The following is a 19,261-nucleotide window of genomic DNA, read 5'->3' on the forward strand; positions in this document are numbered from 1 at the left end:
GAGGAGCGAATGCTCGACAAACGCAAGTTCTACATCAACGGCAGCTGGGTGGATCCCATCGTCGCCAACGACCTCGAGGTCCTGAACCCGGCAACGGAAAAGCCGGTTGCGGTGATCTCCATGGGCACGGCCGAGGACATCGACCGGGCCGTTGCTGCGGCCAAGAAGGCCTTTGCGACCTATAGCCGGACGAGCGTCGAGGAGCGCCTGGTGCTGCTTGAAAAGCTGCTTGCCGTCTACAAGCGCCGCTATGACGAGATGGTCGACACCATCACCATGGAACTCGGCGCGCCGAAGACTATGACCCGTGAGCAGCAGGCCGATGTCGGCGTCGGCCACCTGCAGGGCTTCATCGATGCGCTGAAGCGCCTGAAGACCCGCGACCGGCTGCCGAACGGCGACGTGATCCTGCGCGAGCCGATCGGTGTGTGCGGTCTGATCACACCCTGGAACTGGCCGATCAACCAGATCGCGCTGAAGGTGGTGCCCGCACTTGCGACCGGCTCGACCTGCGTCTTGAAGCCGAGCGAGTTCACGCCGCTCAACGCCATGCTTTACGCTGAAATGGTGCATGAGGCGGGCTTCCCGGCCGGCGTCTTCAACCTCGTCAACGGCGACGGCATCAATGCCGGTGCGGCGCTGTCGAAGCATCCCGATATCGACATGATGTCGTTCACCGGCTCGACCCGCGCCGGCATCGCCGTCAGCAAGGATGCCGCCGAGACCGTCAAGCGCGTGACGCTGGAGCTCGGTGGCAAGTCGCCGAACATCGTCTTTGCCGACGCCGATCTCGAAGACCGCGTCACCGGCAGCGTGCTCGAATGCTTCAACAATTCCGGCCAGTCCTGCGACGCGCCGACCCGCATGCTGGTGGAGCGCAGCGTCTATGACCAGGTGGTTGAGATCGCCAAGCGCGTCGGCCGCGAAGCGAAAGTCGGAGACCCGACGCAAGAGGGCGGCCATATCGGCCCGCTCGTCAGTCACATCCAGTTCGGCCGGGTGCAGGCGCTGATCGAAGCAGGCATTGCCGAAGGCGCGCGCCTGCTTGTGGGCGGTGCCGGCAAGCCTGAGGGCTTCGAGACCGGCTACTTCGTCAAGCCGACGATCTTTGCCGACGTCAACAACGACATGCGCATCGCCCGCGAGGAGGTCTTCGGACCGGTGCTCGCGATCATCCCCTTCGACACCGAGGAGGAGGCGATCGCTGTTGCCAACGACACCAACTACGGTCTCGCAGCCTATGTGCAGACAGGTGACCCGAAACGGGCCGAGCGCGTCGCCGGACGCCTGCGCGCCGGCATGGTGCACATCAATGGCGGGCCGCACCGCTACGGCAGCCCGTTCGGCGGCTACAAGCAGTCCGGCAACGGTCGCGAAGGTGGCATGTTCGGCCTTGAGGACTTCCTCGAAGTGAAGACCGTGCACGTTCCCGACGCGGCCTGACAAACGAGTTATCGCGTCTGCCAGACGGAGAAATCGGCGGCCGCCCTGTCTGCGCAGGGCGGCCGCCATTGTTCGGGTGGGCGATTTATTGCGACTGTCGCCGATGCCGGTCTTCTGTTAGCTGCCTTGTCGAGGGCGCGAAGATCGAATAGCGACATTGCGTTGACCCCAGTACCCGCCACCGCTTCCTCCCAAAATCGCCTTGCCATGGCTGCCCTCCTCATCGGCGGTGCTGCGATTGGCGGTTCGCCGATCTTCGTGCGGCTGTCCGAGGTGGGGCCGATGGCGACGGCCTTCTGGCGGGTGGCACTGGCGCTGATCCCGCTTCTCGCCTGGTCGTGGTTTCGCGGTGAGGGCGCCAACGACCGGCGCCCGCAAAAGCTCTCCGAGTACGCGCTGCTGGTTCTGCCCGGCGTGTTTCTCGCCATCGATCTTGCGGCCTGGCACTACGCGCTGACGAAGACGTCAGTCGCCAATGCCACGCTGCTTGCCAATCTCGCGCCCGTCTTCGTGACGCTTGCCAGTTGGCTGTTGTTCCGAGCGCGGATCAGCGCTGTCTTTGCCATCGGGCTGGTGACGGCAGTCGTCGGTGTGGTCACCCTCAAGGGCGGGCCGATGGCGCTTGGTGACGGCAATCTGCTGGGCGATGGCGTCGCCGTTGTCGCCGCGATGTTCTATGCCGGCTATATCCTGGCGATCGGCCGGCTGCGCAGCCTGTTCAGCACGATCAGGATCATGGTCTGGAGTACGGCCTCGGCTGCCATCTGCATGCTGCCGATCGTGCTTCTGTCGGAGCCGACGCTGTTGCCGCCGACCGCGTTCGGCTGGGCGATGCTGTTCGGTCTCGCCTTCGTCAGCCATGCCGGCGGGCAGGTGGCGATCACCTATGCACTCGCCTATCTGCCGCCCGCCTTCTCGTCGCTCACCCTCTTGTTGCAGCCAGTGGTCGCGGCGATCCTCGCCTGGATCCTGCTTGCCGAACCCGTCGGCCTGATGCAGGCGATCGGCGGGGCGATCGTGCTTGTCGGCATATTGATCGCGCGGCGCGGATAACGCCGCGCGACTACATTCCGATCAGAGACCGGGTGGCGTGAAGTTCGCCAGCCGCTCTTCAAGCTTGCGGATCGTTTCGGCGTCGGCATTGGCGAAGGCAAAGCGCAGGTAGTTCTCCTGGCCTTCGCCGAAATAGTCGCCGGGCAGGCAGACGACGCCGGCGAGCTTGGCCAGCTTCTCGGCGATGAACTGCGAATCGATATCCGGGTAGGGGTGGCGGACATAGGCGAAATAGGCGCCGACGGCTTGCAGCTTCCACTTCGGCAGGCGGCTCATGACGTCGCGCAGCGCATCGGCTCGTGCCGCGATTTCGGCGCGGTTCGTCTGACGCCAGTCGGCAAGAGCCGGGATTGCCTTCGCGACCGCGGCCTGGGCTGAGCGCGGCGCGCAGATCTGCAGGTTGTCCATGATCTTCGTCACCTGCTCGATGACGGCAGGGCCGGCGGTGATCGCGCCCAGGCGATGGCCCGGGATGCAAAAAGACTTGGAAAAGCTGTAGAGGCCGATGAAGCTATCCTGCCAGCCTTCGGTGGCCAGCAGGCCATGGGGCGCTGCGGAGGCATCGGGCAGGAAGTCGCGATAGGTTTCGTCGAGGATCAGCCAGGCGCCCTTGGCACGGCAGGCCTCGTAGATACGGGCGAGCAGCTCCGGCGGGTAGACGGCGCCGGTCGGATTGTTGGGCGAGACCAGCGCGAGCGCCCGGATGCCGGGGTGAAGTGCCGCGGCAATTGCATCGACCTCCGGCAGGAAGCCGGCGCCGGCATCGCAAGGTACGAGCTCGACATTGATGCCGAGCATCGACAGCGTCGTTTCCTGGTTGAAGTAATAGGGGTTGGTCATCAGGATCGTATCGCCCGCGCCGGCAATGGCCATTGCCGTGCAGATGAAGGCCTGGTTGCAGCCCGAGGTGATGTGGATGTTGTCGGCGGCGACCGCAGCACCATAGAGGCCGGCGACATGCGCCGCATAGGCCTCACGCAGCTCCGCTTCGCCCTCGATCGCGCCATAGCCGGTGTAAGCGGTTGAGGCTGCAGCCTCACCGAGCCAGGCCAGCATGTCCGGATGGGCGGGATAGCCGGGCACTGCCTGCGACAGGTCGATCAGCGGGCCACGGGAGCCGTCGTAGGATTTCGCCCAGGCCAGCACCGAGGGCACGGGCGGCGGCGAGAGCTTTTCGACGAGCGGGTTGAAATGCGGCATGACGGGTGTTCCTGTGGGGTTAGGCCTTGGCTTTGCGTTTCTGCGGACGATCGGTGCGGCGAGCACGGCTCGGCGCCGAAACCGGCTGAAAACCGTTCTTCTCCGATTTACGATCTGTCGGCTCGGATTTCGAGGTGCGGCTGCGAATAATCGTGCGCGCCGATGTCTGCAGTTCCGGCATCGGGTCGCTTTCGAGTGTTTCGAACATCCAGTCGATGAAGATGCGCACGATCGGTGCCGCCAGCACCTCGTTGCGGCAGGCGACGAAGAAGGCGTCGTTGGCGGGCACCGTCAGGTCGAAAGGGGCGATCAGTTCGCCGCGCGCGATCAGGCTGCCGGCGGTAATCGTATCACCGAGCGCGACGCCCTGGTTGTGCAGGGCCGCCTCGGTCGAAAGCCGTGCGTCACTCATGAAATGCTGCTGGCCGCGCTGCAGGTCGCTGGCATCCGCTGCCGCAAGCCAGGTGTTCCATTCGCGGCCATCGTCGCCATGCAGCATGACGTGGTCGCGCAGGTCGCGAACCGAGCGCAGTGGCCGCATGTTGAGCAGGGTCGGGCTGACGACAGGGAAAAGTTCGAGACGGCTCCAGAGCTTGGCCCAGGCGCCGGACCAGTTGCCGTCGCCATAGATCAGGCAGACGTCGACGTCGGGCGAGTGGAGATACGCCTCGTCGTTAGAGGCGATTAGCGTCAGACGCACGTCCGGATATTGCTCGGTGAAAAGATGCAGCCGCGGGATCAGCCAGAAGGAAAGCAGCGCCGGGACGCAGGTGATGCGCAGTTCGCCGCTCGTCGTCGGCCGCGTCATCGCTGCGGTCGCCGCCGCGATTTCGGCAAAGGCGTGGGTGACGGCCGGCAGCAGCAATGCCCCCTGCGGAGTCAGCTTCAGCCGCTTGCCGCCGCGCTCGAACAGCGCCGCCTTGACCGAAAGTTCGAGTGCGCGGATCTGATGGCTGATCGCACCGTGGGTGACGTTGAGTTCACGCGCCGCGGCCGAAACGGAGCCTCGCCGCGCCGTCGCTTCGAAGGCGCGCAAGGGGTTGAGGGGAGGCAGGCGGCTGGACAAATCGGGGCGTTCCGGCGGTTGCTGTGATGTGAATTTTTCTCACACGAAACGCTATAACAATGTCAATTGATTTTCTAGGGGAATTGCCGCCTAATATTCATCAACAAAGGCGAAAACGCCTGGGGAACATGAACGCGCCGGACGAGCCGGCCCCTTCCGCAGACAGATATCTGTGGCGCCTTCGCGCGCATGCCTCAGGCTATGGAAGACGGAGGATTGAATCGATGGCCTGGAACGACAACAAGCTTGCCGAACTGAAGGCAAAGTATGGCGAAAGCCATGGCGGCGAGCTGTTCGACCCGACCTTCCGCAAGGTCGCCGACAAGATCTTCAACAAGAGCGGCACACGTCTCGCGCCCTATTCCGGCATCCCGACCTTCCTGACGGCGCCGCACATGCCTGTTGACGCGGAGAACCCGGATTTCGGCAATCTGCAGGTGGCGATCGTCGGCATTCCCATGGATCTTGGCGTCACCAACCGTCCGGGCTCGCGCTTTGGACCGCGGGCGCTGCGCTCGATCGAGCGTATCGGTCCTTATAACCACGTGCTCGGCTGCACGCCGGTTCAGGAACTCCGCGTCGCGGATATCGGCGACGTGCCGTTCCAGAGCCGCTACCGGCTGGAACTCAGCCATGAGGACATCGAGAAGCGCATCAACCAGATCGTCGATGCCGGCGTGCTGCCGCTGTCGGTCGGCGGCGACCACTCGATCACCCACCCGATCCTGAAAGCGGTCGGCAAGAAGCGCCCGGTCGGCATGATCCACATCGACGCGCATTGCGACACCGGCGGCGCCTACGACCTCACCAAGTTCCACCATGGCGGTCCGTTCCGAAACGCGGTGCTCGACGGCGTGCTCGACCCGACCCGCGTCGTGCAGATCGGCATCCGCGGTTCGGCCGAATATCTTTGGGAGTTCTCCTACGAGTCCGGCATGACCGTCATCCATGCGGAGGAAGTGACCGGTCTCGGCATTCCCGCGATCATCGAGAAAGCGAAGAAGATCGTCGGCGACGGCCCGACCTATCTGTCCTTCGACATCGACAGCCTCGATCCATCCTTCGCGCCGGGTACCGGCACGCCGGAAGTCGGCGGTCTGACGACCCGCGAAGTGCTGGAATTGATCCGTGGCCTCAAGGGCATCAACCTCGTCGGCGGCGACGTCGTCGAAGTGGCGCCGCAATATGACTCGACCACCAACACGGCCCATGCGGGCGCGCAGGTGCTCTTCGAAATCCTGAGCCTCATGGTCTTCAGCCCGGCGATCACGGGCAAGTCCGCCTGAGGCCTGACTAAGGGTTCGTCGGCTGCCGGACCGGAAACGGCGGCCGACCACCAGACTGCACAATCACAAAGCTTCCGGGTAGGGGAATTACCATGACGATCCATGCAAAACTGAAAACAGTCTTCGCCGCCGCCCTGATGCTCGGGGCCGCCGCAGGCATCGCCAAGGCCGACGCGCTCGCCGATATCAAGTCCGCCGGCCAGATCAATGTCGGCATCTTCTCCGACTTCCCGCCGTTCTCCTCGGCCAGCGCCGACATGAGCATCAAGGGCTATGACGTCGATGTCGCCCAGCAGATCGCCGATGATCTCGGCGTCAAGCTCAACCTCGTCAGCGTCACAGGGCAGAACCGCATTCCCTATCTCAACGACAAGCGCGTCGACATCCTGATGAGCGTCGGCTTCTCCAAGGAGCGCGCCGAGGTGATCGATTTTGCCGCGGCTTACGCGCCTTACTACATCGCCGTCATCGGCCCGGCGGAACTGAAGGTTGCCGGCAAGGAAGACCTTGCCGAGAAGACCATCGCCGTCAATCGCGGCACGCTGGAAGACACCTCGCTTACCGAGGCGGCCCCGGCCAATGCCGACATCCAGCGCTTCGACAACTACAATGCTGTGATCCAGGCCTTCATCTCCGGCCAGACGCAACTGATGGTCGTCGGCAACGACGTCGGCGCCCAGGTGCTGGCCCGCCAGGAAGCGTTGAAACCGGAGCAGAAGTTCCAGCTTCTGACCTCGCCGTCGCATATCGGTCTCAACAAGAGCGAGGAAGGCCTGAAGAAGGCGGTCAACGACTCCGTTGCCAAAATGCTCTCGGACGGCAAGTTGAACGCGAGCTCGGAGGCCTGGCTGAAGACGCCGCTCAACCCCGACAACCTCAAGGACTAACAAGCTCGGTGGCCGCGGGGGGCAATCCCCTCGCGGCCCGCTTGAGGAAAGGTTGCGACGATGGGCTACGGCCTCAGCTTCGGTTGGCTCAAGGACGCCGCGGGCGCAATCGCCCATGGCGCGGCCATGACCGTGTTCCTGATCGCCTGCACCACGGTGCTTGGCATCCTGATCAGCATTCTCTTCGCCGCCGCTCGCCGCAGCCGTTATGGCGTCTTGCGCAAGGCGGTGGCCGTCTACGTCGAAGTCGTCAGGAACACGCCGTTCCTGGTGCAGCTGTTCTTCATCTATTTCGGCCTGCCGAGCCTCGGCATCCGACTCGACCCGATCGTCGCGGCAATAGTCGCAATGACGCTGAATATGGCGGCCTATACGACCGAGATCGTCGGTGCGGGTCTCGATGCTGTGCCGAAGGGGCAGAGCGAGGCGGCGTTTGCGCTCGGGCTTAAGCCCCGCCAGGTCTTCGTCAAGATCATCCTGCCGCAGGCGCTGAAGGTGATTTTCCCGGCGCTCACCAGCCAGGTGATCATCATGATGCTGGAATCGGCGGTCGTCTCGCAGATCGCGGTGCGGGAGTTGGCGCATGAGGCGGACCTGCTGCAGGCGCGCACTTTCCGCTCATTCGAGACCTATTTCGTCGTCACGCTGATCTATCTCGGCCTGTCGATGGCGCTTCGGCGGCTGTTCGTCGCCGGCGGGCGCCGCGTGCTTGGAGCGGGCGTGTCATGATCGAGTTCACCTTCTGGGACATCCTGCGCAACCTGATCTTCGCTACGCGGTGGACGATCCTGCTGTCGATCGTCGCTTTTGCCGGCGGCGCAGCAGTGGGGCTTGCCGTCCTTGCAGCGCGCATTTCCGAGCGCCGTTGGGCGCGGCGCTTCGGCTCCGGCTACATCGCGCTCTTCCAGGGAACACCGCTCCTGATGCAGCTGTTCCTGATGTTCTTCGGCCTGCCGATGCTCGGTTTCCGCATCGAGCCGTGGACGGCGGCAGCCCTCGGATTGACCTTCTATGCCAGTGCCTATCTCGCCGAGATCTGGCGTGGCGGGGTCGAGGCACTGCCGCGCGGGCAGTGGGATGCCGGCGCGAGCCTCGGGCTGCACCGGTTGCAGGAACTGCGGCTCGTCATCCTGCCGCAGGCCTTCGCCATCACCCGGCCGGCCGCCGTCGGCTTCCTCGTGCAGCTCATCAAGAGCACGGCGCTGACCTCGATCATCGGCTTCGAAGAGCTTCTCAGAACCGCGAATGCGATCAATAATGCAACCTTCGAACCTTTCACGGTCTATGGGCTGGTCGCGGTGATCTTCTTCGTGCTGTGTTATCCGCTGACACAATATTCGCGCATGCTGGAGCGCAAAACAGCCGCGCACTGAGACTGAAAATGTGCAAGAAATCAAACAGAACAGGGAACAAGGCGGATCACCGCCGAAACAAAGGAGAACGCGAATGATCACCACTTCCATCAAGCGCCGCACGCTGCTCGGCGCCGGCCTTGCCGGTGCCTCCATGCTGGCGATGCCGTCGATCCTGCGCGCGCAGGACAAGTCGCTGAAGGTCGGCGTCTATGGCGGCTACTTCAAGGATTCGTTCGACAAGAACATCTTCCCGGAATTCACCAAAGCGACCGGCATTGCCGTCGAGTCGATCGCGGAACCGACCGGTGAAGCCTGGCTCGTCCAGCTCGAACAGGCCGCCCGCGCCGGCCAGGCCCCAGCCGACGTTTCGATGATGTCGCAGGTCGCGATGCTGAAGGGCCAGTCGACCGATCTCTGGACGCCGCTCGATACCGCCAAGATCAAGAATGCCTCGAACCTGCTTGATCGCTTCGTCAACAAGTATCCGGACGGACGTATTGCCGGCATCGGCGCTGTTTCCTGGTACATCACGCTGGTGACCAACACCGACGTCTACAAGGAAGCGCCGACCTCCTGGACCGCCTTCTGGGATCCGGCGAACGCCGACAAGCTCGGCCTGCTCGCGCTCGTCTCCAACTCGTTCCTGCTCGAAGTGACGGCCAAGACGTTCTTCGGCGGCACCAATGCGCTCGACACCGAAGAAGGCCTTCTCAAGGCGTTCGACAAGCTTGCTGAAGTGAAGCCCAACGTTCGCCTGTGGTACCGCGACGAGGCGCAGTTCGAGCAGTCGCTGAAGTCGGGCGAAATCCCGATGGGCCAGTACTATCACGACGTCACCGGCCTTGCTGCTGCCGACGGTCACCCGGTCCGCTCCACCTTCCCGAAGGAAGGCGGTATTCAGGATTCCGGTTGCTGGGCACTGTCGCGTGCCTCGCAGAAGTCCGAGGAAGCCCATATCTTCATCGACTACATGTGCCAACCCTCGATCCAGGCGACGCTGTCGCGCAAGGTCGGAACGTCTCCGACCGTCAAGCGCGAGGTTACGGATCTGACCGACAAGGAATTCGCAGCCGTCTCGTCGGATATCGAGCCGATCATTCCGCGCTACGATCTCTACCAGACCAAGTCGGATTGGCTGAACCAGAAGTGGACCGAGCTGATCGTCGGCTGATCCGGCCTGCTCCCCGGCCTCCGGGGAGAGCCACAAGCATAACGACGGGGAGGGGCCTTGCAGCCGCTCCCCGCCTGAAACCCTCCCATGAGGCGGAGGGGACCATCCTCGCGGAGAAACAATGTCCGGACTTGCCCTTCAAAACGTCGTCAAGGAATTCGGAGCCTTCAGGGCCGTCAACAATGTCGATCTGACGGTGCCGCACGGCACCTTCGTCTGCATGCTCGGACCATCTGGCTGCGGCAAGACCACGCTGCTGCGCATGATCGCCGGGCTTGATCTGCCGACCGGCGGCGCGATCCGGCTCGACGGCGAGGACATCACCCGGGTTCCGACGCACAAGCGCAACCTAGGCATGGTGTTCCAGTCGCTGGCGCTGTTTCCGCACCTGACCGTCGGCGAAAACATCGCCTATCCCCTGCGCATCCGCGGTGCGGCAAAAGAAGACCAGAAGAAGCGCGTCGACGAGCTTCTGTCGATGATCCATCTCTCGGGCTATGCCGACCGGCCGGTCGCCAAGCTGTCCGGCGGCCAGCGCCAGCGCGTGGCGATTGCCCGCGCCCTGTCGATCTCGCCGAAACTGTTCCTGCTCGACGAACCGCTTTCGGCACTCGACGCGAAGCTGCGCGAGGCGATGCAGGTAGAACTGCGCCAGTTGCAGCAGAAGCTGGGCATCACCACCATCGTCGTTACCCACGACCAGCGCGAAGCGATGACCATGGCCGACACCGTCGTCGTCATGAGCGGTGGCGAGATCCGCCAGGCCGCGTCGCCGATCGAAATCTATCGCCGCCCGGCCGACAGCTTCGTCGCCGACTTCATCGGCCAGACCAACCTGCTCGACGTTCAGGCCGACAGTGCCGGTCGCGCGGAAGTGCTCGGTCATGTCGTCCCCGGCCTCGCCCTGCCTGCGGGCGCCAACAAGGGTACGCTGTCGGTTCGCCCGGAAGACGTACACCTGACCGCGCCCGGCGCCGGGGCGCTCACCGGCAAGGTCACCTTCGTGCGCGATCTCGGCGGCACGATCGAAACCTTCGTCGATATCGCGGGACACCAGATTGTCGCCGTCTCGACGCCGCGCGCCCGGCCCGACGTTTCCGTCGGCCAGGAGGTCGGCATCGCGCTCACTCCGGATGTCTGCGTGGTGCTGAAGAAATGAGACGCGAACCGCCCCAAACCCTTGGCGACTACCTGCCGCTCCTCTTTCCGGCGGCCATGCTGACGATCTTCTTCGTCGTGCCCTTCGGCACGATGATCGCCGTCAGCTTCTTCCAGCGCCAGCAGGGCGGCTTTTATACGCCGGCCTTCGTCTTCGACAATTACGCCCGCTTCCTCTCGGTCTTTTTCGGCGGTGTGCTCGGCTTTTCGCTGATGCTCGCCGTCATCGTGGCGATCTGCTGCGTCGTGCTCGCCTTGCCCTTCACCTACATGCTGACGCGCATGGCGCGGAAGGTACAGGTCGTGTGGCTGGTGGCGCTCCTGTCGATCCTGTCGCTCTCGGAAGTCATCATCGGCTTTGCCTGGTCGACGCTGTTTTCGCGCACCGCAGGGATCACCAACATCCTCGTTGCGCTCGGCATCATGGAGCAGGCCAAGGCCTTGACGCCGAGCTTTGGCGCGGTCTTGACCGGCATGGTCTATCAGGCCTTCCCCTATACGGTGCTGGTGCTTTTCCCGGCGCTCGTGCGTCTCGATCCGACGCTGACGGAAGCCGCCCGCACGCTCGGCGCATCACCGCTCAAGGCCTTCTTCACCGTGGTCGTGCCGGCGTTGCGCAACACGATCACCGCCACCTTGATCATGGTCTTTATCTTCGCGCTCGGCTCCTATCTGTTGCCGCAGCTTCTCGGCCGGCCGCAGCACTGGACGCTGTCGGTGCTGATCACCGACCAGGCGATCTACCAGTCGAACATGCCGTTTGCCGCCGCCATGGCCGTGTTCCTCGTGCTGGTCACGCTCGGGCTCGTGGCGCTCACCGTGATTGCCGGACGCAAGGGAGAAGCGGCATGACCTCGATCTTCCGCAAGGCCTACTTCTTCCTGATCGGCCTGTTCCTGTCGCTGCCGCTGATCGTCGTTGCCGGCGTCTCGGTCAACCAGAAGCAGACGCTCGCCTTCCCACCGCAGGGCTTTTCGCTCTCCTGGTACGGCGAGATCTTCCTCAATCCGGAATGGCGCAACGCGCTCTTTGCCTCGGTGACGCTGGCGGTGCTTTCGGCAGCGCTTGCGGTGGCGATCGCTCTGCCGCTCTCCTGGTTCCTGTGGCGGCGCATTGCACCCTGGGCGAACATTTTCCAGCTTCTCGGTGTCGCGCCGTTCACGCTGCCGCCCGTCATCACCGCGCTCGGCATGCTCACCTTCTGGGCGACGGTCGGTTTCTACGGCCAGCCGTGGACGGCCGTCGTCAGCCACGCAATCTTCTTCGTGACGCTGCCGCTGGTGACGTTGTCGCTCGGTTTCACCTCGATCGACCGCTCGCTGGTCGAGGCCGCCTCGACCATGGGGGCGGATGAGCGCACGATCTTTCGCACCGTCGTGCTGCCGCTGATCCTGCCCTATATCGTGTCGGGCTACGCGTTCGCCTTCGTGCTGTCGCTCAACGAATACATCGTTGCCTACATGACGGTCGGCTTCACGGTGGAAACGCTGCCGATCAAGATCTTCAATGCGCTGCGCTACGGCTATACGCCGACCATGGCGTCGGTGACGGTACTCTTCGTTACGACCGCCGCGGTGATCTTCAGCCTCGTCGCCCGTTTCGGCGACCTGCCGAAGCTGCTTGGCGCCATGTCGTCGGATGGAAAATGATGAAACTCGCCGCCCTCCAGATGCAATCGGCGGCGGGTGACGTCGCCGCCAATCTTGACCGCATTGCCCGTGCCGCGGCGGAAGCTGCAGGACAAGGGGCGACGCTGCTTTTGACGCCCGAACTCGGCGTCACCGGCTATGGCGCCGGCGAGGCGTTGACAGCGCTCGCCGAGGCGCCGGATGGCGCGATCGTTCAGCGCCTCAAGGCGATTTCCGCTGAGACGGGCATTGCGCTCATCGCCGGCTTTGCCGAGCGCGACGGCGACGACGTCTATAACAGCGCCGTCTATGTCGATGGCGATGCCGCGCCGGTCGTCTACCGCAAGTCCCATCTCTACGGCGACTATGAGCGTTCGATCTTTCGCGCGCCGGAGCCGTCGACGCGGCTCTTCACACATCGTGGCGTCACCTGCGGCATGCTGATCTGCTACGACGTCGAGTTTCCGGAGAATGTGCGGCGGCTGGGGCTCGCCGGCGCCGAGGCCGTGCTGGTGCCGACGGCGCTGCCGGCGGGCTGGTCCGGCGATTTCATCGCCGAGCACATGATCCAGACGCGCGCCTTCGAGAACCAGGTGTTCGTCGCCTACATCAACCATTGTGGTTCGGACCCGCTGTTCTCCTTCGCCGGGCTGTCGCGCATTGCAGCACCCGACGGGCAGTTGCTCGCCAAGGCGGGGTCTGGGCAGGAAGCCGTGCTCCTCGTCGACATCGACCCCAAGGCCTACGCAATCTCCCGCCTTGAAAACACCTATCTCGGCGATCTCAATCGCCGCTGAGCGCGCCTCGATCGCCGTTGCGCCTCAGCGATGGCAGCGCGGACGGGCCGTTTGTTGTTCACCTGAGGAGAACGTTCTGTTCTTTATTGGTCCACTGTCGGAAACGATGCGGCATCCCATATTGGGCTCAACAGCAATGCCAACGCATTGGAGGCAATCATGAGCTTGCAACTGACTGGGATCCATCACCTGACGGCGATCACCGCCAACGCACCGGAAAACCTGCGCTTCTACACCGAGACGCTCGGGCTGCGGCTGGTCAAGAAAACCGTCAACCAAGACGACACCACCGCCTATCACCTCTTCTATGCCGACGGGCGCGCCACGCCCGGCACGGACTTGACCTTCTTCGACTGGCCGGTCGGGCCGGAAGGGCGCGGCACGCACAGCATTTCGCGCACGGGTCTGAGGGTCGGCAGCGCCGAAACCGTTCGCTGGTGGAAGGACCGATTCGACGAACTCAAGGTCGCGAGTGGAGAGGTCACTGAGATCGATGGCCGCACCGCGCTTGATTTCGAGGATGCCGAAGGCCAACGTTTCCGGCTGGTCGACGACGGCGGGCTTGCGCCCTCGCACCCCTGGGAAAAGAGCCCGGTGCCGGCCGAGCGCCAGATCAAGGGCCTCGGACCGATCACCATCAGCGTGCCTGACATCACGAACACCGAACTCGTCCTGACGCATGTGATGAACATGAGCAAGGCCCGCACCTATCCGTCGCCGGACGGCGAGGGGGAAGTCAACGTCTTCACCATGGGCGAGGGCGGTCCTGCGGCCGAACTGCACGTGGCCGTCCAACCGGGATTGCCGATCGCGCATCAGGGCGCCGGTGCCGTGCACCACGTCGCTTTCCGGGCGCCTGATAATGCGGCGCTGACGGAATGGACGGAACGGCTTAACGGCTTCCGTCTGCCGTCGAGCGGCGAGGTCGAACGCTATTATTTCCGCTCGCTCTATTTCCGCGAGCCGAACGGCGTCCTCTTCGAGATCGCGACCGATGGTCCCGGTTTTGCCGTCGACGAGCCGATGGAAACGCTCGGTGAGAGCCTGTCTCTGCCGCCGTTCCTGGAGCCGAAGCGCGCGCAGATCGAGGCCCGGCTGAAGCCGCTCGTCTAACGGTCTGATCCCAACGAAAAGCCGGGGCTCGTCCCCGGCTTTTTTGTCTCTATCCCTCTGATCCCGTTGGACATCGGTTCCGCGCGGACCCATCATGACAGCTGTTGCATTACCTATGTCGATGGCATCCCGCCTCGCGCTTCGAGGCGCGCCCGCAAGGACTTGGAAAAGGACCAGACCTCATGACAAAAATCCTCGGCATTTCCGGGAGCCTGCGCAAGGCGTCGTTCAACACCGGCCTGATGCGGGCGGCCGCGGAAAACCTGCCTGGTGGCGTCGAATTCGACACCGCGACGCTGCACGGAATTCCGCTTTATGACTGCGATGTCGAAAAGGAGAGCGGCATTCCGGACGCCGTGACGGCGCTGAAGCAAAAGGTGATGGCTGCCGACGGCGTCATCCTGTTCACGCCGGAATACAACAACTCCATCCCCGGCGTGTTCAAGAATGCGATCGACTGGATGAGCCGGCCTTCTGCCGATATCGCCAAGGTGTTTCGCGGTCGGCCCTTTGCGCTTGCCGGCAGCTCGCCCGGCAATTTCGGCACCATCCTCAGCCAGAACGCCTGGCTGCCCGTCATGCGCACGCTCGGCGCCGAGCTCTGGTCCGGCAAGCGCCTGATGCTGCCCAAGGCGGATACGCTTTTCGATGAGGCGGGGACGCTGACGGATACGGACGCCCGCGACCGGCTCGCCGCCTTCGTCAAGGCATTTGCGGATTTTGCCGGCGCTGAGGGAGCGCGGTAGGCTGCCGACACAGTGAGGCGCTAAGGCTGCCCCGGACATCGCGGACAGGACTGGGTATGGATGCTCGGGCAAAGCCCGAGCATGAGGGTGAGGGAGCGAGCGCTGTTGGATTTCTCGAAAGCGTTCGCCGAAACGACCTCAGAAACGCTTAGAGGCCCTTATCCTGCAGCCATTGCTGGATAGCCGCGATATCTGGCGCGCCGATCTCGTGGCCCATGTCGAGGTCGACCGCAGTCAGATCCGCGCGCGTGCGGGCGAGCTCTTCCCTGAGGCGTGGAGCGAAGTCGCCGTAGCTGTCGTGCTTGCCGGTCAGGAGCAGCACCTTCGTACCCGAGAGATCCGGCGGCGGCACGTCGTCGAGGACGAGCATCGAGCGCATCAGTACGACATTGCGCACGAGCCCCGGATACAACAGCATCAGGGCCACCAAAAGATTGGCGCCGTTGGAGTAGCCGATGAAAACCGTCTTCTCCAGATCGATGCGGTAGCCGTCGCGGGCACCCTCGACGAAGGCAGCAAAGGCCTCGGCTTCCGACCGCACGTCCTTCTGGTCGAAGGTCGTCGGCGAATAGCGCCGGAACCAGCGCGGCGTTCCCTCCTCGTTCGACCGGCCGCGAATGCCGACAAGCGTCGCCTGCCTGTCGACCTGATGGGCGAGGTGGAGAAGCTGCGTTTCGTTGGCGCCGCTGCCGTGCAAGAGCATCAAGGTGCGGTCATCCAGTACGTCAGGGTGATAGAAGCGGTGCACGAAGGGCAGGTCGCGCTCGGTCAGCCGCGGTTCTCCCGGCAGGGCGAACTGCGGCATGGCCAGCAGCATTTCTTCGCGCGCGGCGCTGAAATGCGCCGGCACAAAGAGTTCGGTGCCGAGTGTTTCCTTCGGTTCGTCGACGGTGAAGCCGGGCACGTCGCTGGCCAGTTCGTAGAGCGACCCACCGGGTTCGCGGACGTAGAGCGAATAGAAGTATTTGCGGTCATGCGCATTGATCGCGCCCGCGCCATCCCGTTGCAGGTCCTCGTGCACCCGTTCCACGGCGGCTCGGTCGGGCGCGCGTAAGGCGATGTGATCGATCGTTCCGGTTCCGGGCGCAGACGTCCAGAAGCCGCTTGCATTGCGCACGTCGATGGTGTCGCCGGAGGCGGAGGTGAGCCGCCGGATCGCGTCGGTTGCGCCGGTTTCCGTATAGCCGAAATGGGACGTCAGGAAGCGAACGGATTCCTCCGGCTTTTCCGTGAGGATCGTGGCGCCGCGCAGGCGGCGGATGGCGTCTTCCGCCGGGATATCGCGCGTGCTCCAGGGGGCCGCACCCGAAACCGCCTCGGTGCCGACGAGCTTGATGATGACACCGTCCGGATCCTTGAGCCGCAGCACCGGCTCACCGAACTCCTGCGCTGGCCCTGATGTGGCGATGTTGAACTGCAGCGCGCGGGTCAGCCAGAAGCCGATACTCTCCGGCCGGATGGCAAACGCGATTTCGCTCGGCTGGCCATGGCCCACGCGGCCGCGGCCGCCGTCTTCCCACATCAGGAAGGTCACGAGCGAACCCGGCGAACCCTCGGCGTCGCCGTAAAAAAGGTGCAGCTGGTTGGCGTCCTCATAGCCGCCCGTCCGCTTGACGAGGCGCAAGCCAAGAAAGCCGACATAGAAGTCGACGTTTGCCTGGACCTTCCGGGCAATCAGGGTGATGTGATGGATGCCGCTCGTCATTCTTAGTCCCTCATTATCGTCGTCCCACAAAACACGATGTGTCCGGCCAGCACCAGAAGGGTCGCCGAGAACGCAGTGTCAACGTAGGAGGATCAATCGCCATCCTTGTCGAGGAATGCCTTGAAGGCATCCGCATATTTCGGATGCCAGCGCGACAGCGGCGGCCGGTTCTCGACGATGTCGCCGGCGGCCCAGAGGATACGCCGTTCGTCGGTCGCGCGTGACACGTCGTTATCAGGGCAGAGGATGTAGAAATCCCCGCGCGCCAGGCTCTCCATCATGAAGTCGACCGTCTGTTCCGACGTCCAGGCGCCGGCGGGCTTTTCCGTTCGGCCGCCAGCCGTCAGCCCGGTGTAGACGAAACCGGGGATCAGCAGGTGCGCGTGGACCTGGCTTCCGGCGGTGTTGCGCAGCTCGTGCTCCAGCGCCTCGGTAAAGACCTTCACGGCCGCCTTGGAGACGTTGTAGGCCGGGTCGCCGGGCGGCGTGGTGATGCCCTGTTTCGAGCCGGTGTTGATGATGACGGCCGGTTTGCCGTGGGCGATCATCCGGGATGCAAAGACGCGCGAACCGTTGATGACGCCCCAGAGATTGACCCCAAGCGTCGCCTCCCAGGCGGCCAAGGGGCCGAGGATCGCGCTGCCGGGCTGAATGCCGGCATTGTTCATGAGCACATGCACGTCGCCGAGCCGCTGATGCACCTCCCGCTCGAGCGCTTCCAGCGTGTCGAGCCGCGAGACGTCTGTCGCGATGGCCGTGACGTGCCGCGCCCCGCCGGGCGAGGCGGCTGCGACTTCGGCGGCCGCCTTCTCCAGCTTGTCGCCCGCGAGGTCGGTGAGCACGACGTACATGCCGAGCGTCGCGAAGTGTCTGGCAGCCGCAAGGCCGATGCCGGAAGCAGCACCGGTAACGACGGCGACATTGCCGGGGGCGAAGGCAGGGTGGGACATGGTGAAGCTCCTGTGGCGGGGTCGAGTGCAAGAGATAGGGCGCCAAGGGCTGGCTGTCCATGATCATGGCAACGATGGCGCTTCGGAAAACCAAGTGTTTTCAGGGTTGTATCTTGTCACCTGCGATGCCGGCGCTACTTGCAGTTTTGAACGCAAAAGCCTGAACGAACGCATGCGGTGGATGGAACGATGAACGAAATGACAGCCCGCAACGAAAAGCGCACCCCTTGCGAAAGCTGTCCCTTGCGCAAGCTCGATCATTTTCGTGCCTTTACCGGCGAAGAACTTGCCTTCGTTTCGCAGTTCAAGACTGGCGAACTGGCGGTCGATGGTGGCGCGACCATACTCGTCGAAGGCGCGCACAGTGCGCACCTTTTCACCGTGCTTTCCGGCTGGGGCTTCCGCTACAAAATGCTCGATGACGGCCGCCGCCAGATCCTCAACTATGTGATGCCCGGCGATCTGATCGGACTGCAGGGCAGCCTGATGGGGGAGATGCAGCATTCGATCGAAGCGCTGTCGCCCGTCACTCTCTGCGTCTTCGAGCGCGGCAAGCTCAACCGTCTGTTCGAGAACTACCCTGAGCTTGCCTATGATCTCACCTGGATCGCTGCACGCGAGGAGCGCATTCTGGATGAAAACCTCTTGAGCATCGGCCGCCGATCCGCGCTGGAGCGGGCGGCCTATCTCATCGCCTTCCTCTACCAGCGGGCGGAGGTGCTCGACCTCTTCAGCAACAGCCGCGTCGCCATTCCGATCAGCCAGCAGCATGTAGCCGACACGCTCGGCCTTTCGATAGTTCACACGAACAAGACGTTGAAGAAACTTGCCGAGCGGGGCCTGATCCGCTGGGCGGAGAAGGGCTGCAATGTCCGCGACATCGACGGCCTGCTCGCGGTTTCAGGCTGGGAAGGGCTCCGCGAACCCAAGCGGCCGTTCATCTGACGTGCCCAGTCGAAGCCGATCGATGCGGCGCCGGGGGCCGCATCGATGTCAAGGTGGGGGAGTTCAGGCGGCAATGATCGCCCGCAGCATCCACAGAGCCTTTTCATGGAAGTTGAGGCGATCGGTCAGCATGTCCGTCGTGACCAGGTCGCCGTTTTCATCGGCCTTGGTGCCGGCCTCGCGTATGCGCCGCGCCGCCGCTTCGTGATCGGTGATCAGGTCTGCCACCATCTCGGCCGCCGTCGTGTGGTTGACCGAGGCGGCGCTGGGGGCGAAGGTTTTTGCTTCGGCGAGCTTCGCCGGCGCCAGGTGGCCAAGGGCGCGAATGCGCTCGGCAATGATGTCGGTTGCCTTGAACAGCGCGTTGTAGTGCTCTTCGGTCAGTTCGTGCAGCGGCTTGAACAGGGGGCCGACCACGTTCCAGTGGTAGATGTGGCTCTTGATCACCAGCTTGTAGGTATCGGCAAGGATATCGGAAAGCGCGGTTGCCATCTGCTGGCGATAGGCCTTCGTCAGGCCGATGTCGAATTCTTCGTCCCTGACCTTGGGCTTCAGCACGGCGGCAGTCTGTTTCATTCTTCTGCTCCAGTTCTGTCTTGGAATGTCGAGCGGAGGCGGCCGAGGGCCACGCCGCATGAACTGAACGCCGCGACGAAAGGCTTGTTCCCGATCCCGTCATGACGCTCACATGTCTTTTTTAAATGCCAGGTCAGGCCATTGGAGCCTAAGCTCAGTCGTTGCCGTTGCCTCAGTGGAGG

19 protein-coding genes are annotated in these 19,261 nt (G+C 63.7%); 14 read left to right on the top strand and 5 right to left on the bottom strand.

Translation table 11 applies throughout. The annotated features are described in order from the left end of the window. Nucleotides 1-9: 9 nt before the first annotated feature. Nucleotides 10-1,443: an aldehyde dehydrogenase family protein gene (locus IB262_RS26355; RefSeq protein ID WP_192357235.1), complete on the top strand. Its 1,434-nt coding sequence runs from the start codon at nt 10-12 to the stop codon at nt 1,441-1,443. A gap of 207 nt (nt 1,444-1,650) precedes the next feature. Further along, the gene (locus tag IB262_RS26360; protein ID WP_090298271.1) at nt 1,651-2,496 is read left to right on the top strand and encodes a DMT family transporter; all 846 of its coding nucleotides are present in this window, start codon (nt 1,651-1,653) and stop codon (nt 2,494-2,496) included. 21 nt (nt 2,497-2,517) lie between these two features. On the opposite strand, the gene IB262_RS26365 is transcribed toward IB262_RS26360, so the two are convergent. Together IB262_RS26365 and IB262_RS26370 are read right to left on the bottom strand one after the other, a co-directional pair. Then, on the bottom strand, nt 2,518-3,696 hold the full coding sequence (locus tag IB262_RS26365) for an aminotransferase (protein ID WP_192357232.1): 1,179 nt from the start codon (nt 3,694-3,696) through the stop codon (nt 2,518-2,520). 19 nt (nt 3,697-3,715) lie between these two features. Continuing rightward, a complete protein-coding gene (locus IB262_RS26370) occupies nt 3,716-4,762 on the bottom strand; it encodes a LysR substrate-binding domain-containing protein (protein ID WP_034798872.1) in 1,047 nt (348 codons plus the stop codon). A gap of 224 nt (nt 4,763-4,986) precedes the next feature. On the opposite strand from IB262_RS26370, the gene speB reads away from it, so the two are divergent. The 11 genes from speB to IB262_RS26425 all read left to right on the top strand — a co-directional run bounded on the left by speB (nt 4,987) and on the right by IB262_RS26425 (nt 14,903). After that, the gene (gene speB, locus IB262_RS26375; RefSeq protein ID WP_034798870.1) at nt 4,987-6,048 is read left to right on the top strand and encodes an agmatinase; all 1,062 of its coding nucleotides are present in this window, start codon (nt 4,987-4,989) and stop codon (nt 6,046-6,048) included. A gap of 92 nt (nt 6,049-6,140) precedes the next feature. Continuing rightward, nucleotides 6,141-6,935 carry a transporter substrate-binding domain-containing protein gene (locus IB262_RS26380; RefSeq protein WP_112976586.1) on the top strand — a complete coding sequence of 265 codons (795 nt, stop codon included), beginning with the start codon at nt 6,141-6,143 and terminating at the stop codon, nt 6,933-6,935. Between the two features lie 60 nt (nt 6,936-6,995). Next, nucleotides 6,996-7,664 (top strand): amino acid ABC transporter permease, encoded by a 669-nt coding sequence (locus tag IB262_RS26385; RefSeq protein ID WP_034798866.1) that lies wholly within the window; start codon nt 6,996-6,998, stop codon nt 7,662-7,664. Beyond that, the gene (locus IB262_RS26390) at nt 7,661-8,308 is read left to right on the top strand and encodes an amino acid ABC transporter permease (RefSeq protein ID WP_034798864.1); all 648 of its coding nucleotides are present in this window, start codon (nt 7,661-7,663) and stop codon (nt 8,306-8,308) included. The genes IB262_RS26385 and IB262_RS26390 overlap by 4 nt, the downstream gene beginning before the upstream one ends. A 73-nt stretch (nt 8,309-8,381) precedes the next feature. Beyond that, the gene (locus IB262_RS26395) at nt 8,382-9,461 is read left to right on the top strand and encodes an ABC transporter substrate-binding protein (protein ID WP_034798862.1); all 1,080 of its coding nucleotides are present in this window, start codon (nt 8,382-8,384) and stop codon (nt 9,459-9,461) included. Between the two features lie 121 nt (nt 9,462-9,582). After that, a complete protein-coding gene (locus IB262_RS26400; RefSeq protein ID WP_060520343.1) occupies nt 9,583-10,620 on the top strand; it encodes an ABC transporter ATP-binding protein in 1,038 nt (345 codons plus the stop codon). After that, entirely contained in the window at nt 10,617-11,471 is an 855-nt protein-coding gene (locus tag IB262_RS26405; RefSeq protein WP_034798859.1) for an ABC transporter permease, read from the top strand. Before IB262_RS26400 ends, IB262_RS26405 begins: the two co-directional genes overlap by 4 nt. After that, nucleotides 11,468-12,268, top strand: coding sequence for an ABC transporter permease (locus tag IB262_RS26410; protein ID WP_034798857.1), 801 nt, complete (start codon nt 11,468-11,470; stop codon nt 12,266-12,268). Before IB262_RS26405 ends, IB262_RS26410 begins: the two co-directional genes overlap by 4 nt. Further along, entirely contained in the window at nt 12,265-13,044 is a 780-nt protein-coding gene (locus IB262_RS26415; protein ID WP_112976584.1) for a carbon-nitrogen hydrolase family protein, read from the top strand. Before IB262_RS26410 ends, IB262_RS26415 begins: the two co-directional genes overlap by 4 nt. Nucleotides 13,045-13,203: 159 nt before the next feature. Next, nucleotides 13,204-14,157, top strand: a complete 954-nt coding sequence (locus tag IB262_RS26420) for a ring-cleaving dioxygenase (protein WP_112976583.1) — start codon at nt 13,204-13,206, stop codon at nt 14,155-14,157. Nucleotides 14,158-14,339: 182 nt separating this feature from the next. After that, nucleotides 14,340-14,903 (top strand): NADPH-dependent FMN reductase, encoded by a 564-nt coding sequence (locus tag IB262_RS26425; RefSeq protein ID WP_112976582.1) that lies wholly within the window; start codon nt 14,340-14,342, stop codon nt 14,901-14,903. A gap of 148 nt (nt 14,904-15,051) precedes the next feature. Here the strand turns inward: IB262_RS26425 and IB262_RS26430 are convergent, their stop codons facing one another. Further along, a complete protein-coding gene (locus IB262_RS26430; protein WP_112976581.1) occupies nt 15,052-16,608 on the bottom strand; it encodes a VOC family protein in 1,557 nt (518 codons plus the stop codon). 92 nt (nt 16,609-16,700) lie between these two features. Beyond that, on the bottom strand, nt 16,701-17,558 hold the full coding sequence (locus IB262_RS26435; RefSeq protein WP_060605207.1) for an SDR family NAD(P)-dependent oxidoreductase: 858 nt from the start codon (nt 17,556-17,558) through the stop codon (nt 16,701-16,703). Between the two features lie 189 nt (nt 17,559-17,747). Here IB262_RS26435 and IB262_RS26440 point away from each other — a divergent pair, with 189 nt between their 5' ends. Continuing rightward, nucleotides 17,748-18,503: a Crp/Fnr family transcriptional regulator gene (locus IB262_RS26440; RefSeq protein WP_034798848.1), complete on the top strand. Its 756-nt coding sequence runs from the start codon at nt 17,748-17,750 to the stop codon at nt 18,501-18,503. 63 nt (nt 18,504-18,566) lie between these two features. On the opposite strand, the gene IB262_RS26445 is transcribed toward IB262_RS26440, so the two are convergent. Further along, a complete protein-coding gene (locus IB262_RS26445; RefSeq protein ID WP_112976579.1) occupies nt 18,567-19,079 on the bottom strand; it encodes a DNA starvation/stationary phase protection protein in 513 nt (170 codons plus the stop codon). Nucleotides 19,080-19,261: the final 182 nt, after the last annotated feature.

The sequence above is a fragment of the Ensifer sp. ENS02 genome (assembly GCF_014851885.1).
Classification (GTDB): domain Bacteria; phylum Pseudomonadota; class Alphaproteobacteria; order Rhizobiales; family Rhizobiaceae; genus Ensifer; species Ensifer adhaerens.

Coding starts and splice junctions, on each gene's coding strand:
- IB262_RS26410 (WP_034798857.1), top strand. CDS start 11,468: ATGACCTCGATCTTCCGCAAGGCCTACTTCTTCCTGATCGGCCTGTTC.
- IB262_RS26360 (WP_090298271.1), top strand. CDS start 1,651: ATGGCTGCCCTCCTCATCGGCGGTGCTGCGATTGGCGGTTCGCCGATC.
- IB262_RS26435 (WP_060605207.1), bottom strand. CDS start 17,558: ATGTCCCACCCTGCCTTCGCCCCCGGCAATGTCGCCGTCGTTACCGGT.
- IB262_RS26390 (WP_034798864.1), top strand. CDS start 7,661: ATGATCGAGTTCACCTTCTGGGACATCCTGCGCAACCTGATCTTCGCT.
- IB262_RS26445 (WP_112976579.1), bottom strand. CDS start 19,079: ATGAAACAGACTGCCGCCGTGCTGAAGCCCAAGGTCAGGGACGAAGAA.
- IB262_RS26385 (WP_034798866.1), top strand. CDS start 6,996: ATGGGCTACGGCCTCAGCTTCGGTTGGCTCAAGGACGCCGCGGGCGCA.
- IB262_RS26400 (WP_060520343.1), top strand. CDS start 9,583: ATGTCCGGACTTGCCCTTCAAAACGTCGTCAAGGAATTCGGAGCCTTC.
- IB262_RS26395 (WP_034798862.1), top strand. CDS start 8,382: ATGATCACCACTTCCATCAAGCGCCGCACGCTGCTCGGCGCCGGCCTT.
- IB262_RS26355 (WP_192357235.1), top strand. CDS start 10: ATGCTCGACAAACGCAAGTTCTACATCAACGGCAGCTGGGTGGATCCC.
- IB262_RS26425 (WP_112976582.1), top strand. CDS start 14,340: ATGACAAAAATCCTCGGCATTTCCGGGAGCCTGCGCAAGGCGTCGTTC.
- IB262_RS26440 (WP_034798848.1), top strand. CDS start 17,748: ATGAACGAAATGACAGCCCGCAACGAAAAGCGCACCCCTTGCGAAAGC.
- speB (WP_034798870.1), top strand. CDS start 4,987: ATGGCCTGGAACGACAACAAGCTTGCCGAACTGAAGGCAAAGTATGGC.
- IB262_RS26365 (WP_192357232.1), bottom strand. CDS start 3,696: ATGCCGCATTTCAACCCGCTCGTCGAAAAGCTCTCGCCGCCGCCCGTG.
- IB262_RS26420 (WP_112976583.1), top strand. CDS start 13,204: ATGAGCTTGCAACTGACTGGGATCCATCACCTGACGGCGATCACCGCC.
- IB262_RS26415 (WP_112976584.1), top strand. CDS start 12,265: ATGATGAAACTCGCCGCCCTCCAGATGCAATCGGCGGCGGGTGACGTC.
- IB262_RS26430 (WP_112976581.1), bottom strand. CDS start 16,608: ATGACGAGCGGCATCCATCACATCACCCTGATTGCCCGGAAGGTCCAG.
- IB262_RS26380 (WP_112976586.1), top strand. CDS start 6,141: ATGACGATCCATGCAAAACTGAAAACAGTCTTCGCCGCCGCCCTGATG.
- IB262_RS26405 (WP_034798859.1), top strand. CDS start 10,617: ATGAGACGCGAACCGCCCCAAACCCTTGGCGACTACCTGCCGCTCCTC.